General features: G+C 67.0%; 1 protein-coding gene. It reads right to left on the bottom strand.

The window, feature by feature from the left end; translation table 11 throughout:
- Window positions 1-34 precede the first annotated feature (34 nt).
- Window positions 35-1,393, bottom strand: coding sequence for an IS4 family transposase (locus ACZ4IF_RS44550; RefSeq protein ID WP_467575014.1), 1,359 nt, complete (start codon window positions 1,391-1,393; stop codon window positions 35-37).
- Window positions 1,394-1,502 lie beyond the last annotated feature (109 nt).

Genomic DNA, 1,502 nt, shown 5'->3' with positions numbered 1-1,502 from the left:
CCAATGCCGTGTAGTTAGCGTTGGGCGTTGGGCGTCAAGGGGTGCGGGTGGTCAGGATGTCGATGCTGATGGTGGCCTTGTAGCTGGTCCTGTCGACGGTGCCTCTGGCGTTGTACTTCGAGATGGCGCGTTTGACGACGCGTGGTCGGGTGTGGATGCGCCGATCGGGCATGAGGCTGGCCAGAATCCGGCGGCCTATGGCGCCGACGAGATCGATGGCTGTGTTGTCGAAGACGCCCGCGGCCTGGACGAGCAGGTCGCGGGCGGTGTTCAGCGCGATGGAGAAACTGGCCCGGTCGGGGTCGGTGTCCGGGCGGATGCCGGTGGCATCCGCCATGGCCAGTCGCAGGATTTGGTAGGTGACCAGGAGGGCGAAGACTTCCTGGGCGACGCCTGCGGGCGTGCGGGCACGAAGGACCCGGCCGCCCAGAATGGTGGACTTGATCTCCAAGTAGGAGGTCTCGATCTCCCACCGCTCGTGATAGAGCCTGATGAGCTCGGCGGCAGGGTGGCTGTGAGGGTCGGTCAGGGTTGTGACGAGACGGTAGGCGCAGGTGCGGCGCCCCTGGGAAGTGCTGAGGGTGATCTCGCAGTCGATGACCCGGACCGCAACGACTCCGAGCCTGGAGAGGTAGGAACCGTCGGGGAAACGCCTGAGGACGGGCAGCCTGCGGTGCTCCTTCACACGGACCAGCACGTGCGCGCCCGTGCGGGTGATCGCCTCGACCAGTGCCTGAACGGCGAAGTTCCGGTCCAGCAGGACGATCATGCCCTCGCGCAGGCTGCGGACCAGGCTCGGGGCATAGGACGTTTCCCCGTGCACGGTCGGCCCGAACACCGCGTCGAGAACGGTCCGGGTGCCGCACGAGACCAGGACCAGCAGACGGAGCGAGGGGTATCCGGCCCCGCCGTTGTTGCAGCGGTGCCTGGCGAACTCGGCTTGGTTGGCCGGGCTGTCGGGCACGGCTACCAGCGTGCCGTCGACAGCGCAGACGAGAAGGCCCCGCCACCAGGCTCCGGCGGTGCTGATCCCGGCGGCCGGCCCGCGCAGCAGGTCGAACAAGCGCCGCAGCGGCACAGTCCCGACCCGCCTGCGGGCCTGAGCCATGGCACCGGCCGTTGGAGTCGCTGTCTGCAGTCCGTCCAGTCCGGCGGTCAGCCGGTGCCACACCTGCTGCCATCCCATCCCGGGAAACAGGGCGCCGGCCAGCAGCAGGTACACCACCACACGTGAGGGAAGGTCGCGTATCCGCTGCTGTGTCCTGCCGGCCTCGGACAGCACCTCGTCGACCATCTCGAACGGAACAATCCGCGTTAACTCGCCGAGATGGCCCGGCGCGAACGGACCCGCGGCAACCGCTACCTCACGAGCAATGACAGACTTGGCGTCCAATGGAGCTCCTGCTGAACAGTGATCTTGGTCGACACGGTTCTAGCAGGAGCTCCATCTCTGCTTCAGACTGCTTGACACACCAGCCCCGCCCCTAACTACACGGCATTGG

It is taken from the genome of Streptomyces sp. NPDC025784, from assembly GCF_055558435.1.
Note: the sequence above shows the minus strand (reverse complement) of the source record. Positions and strands in the feature narration are given on the sequence as shown.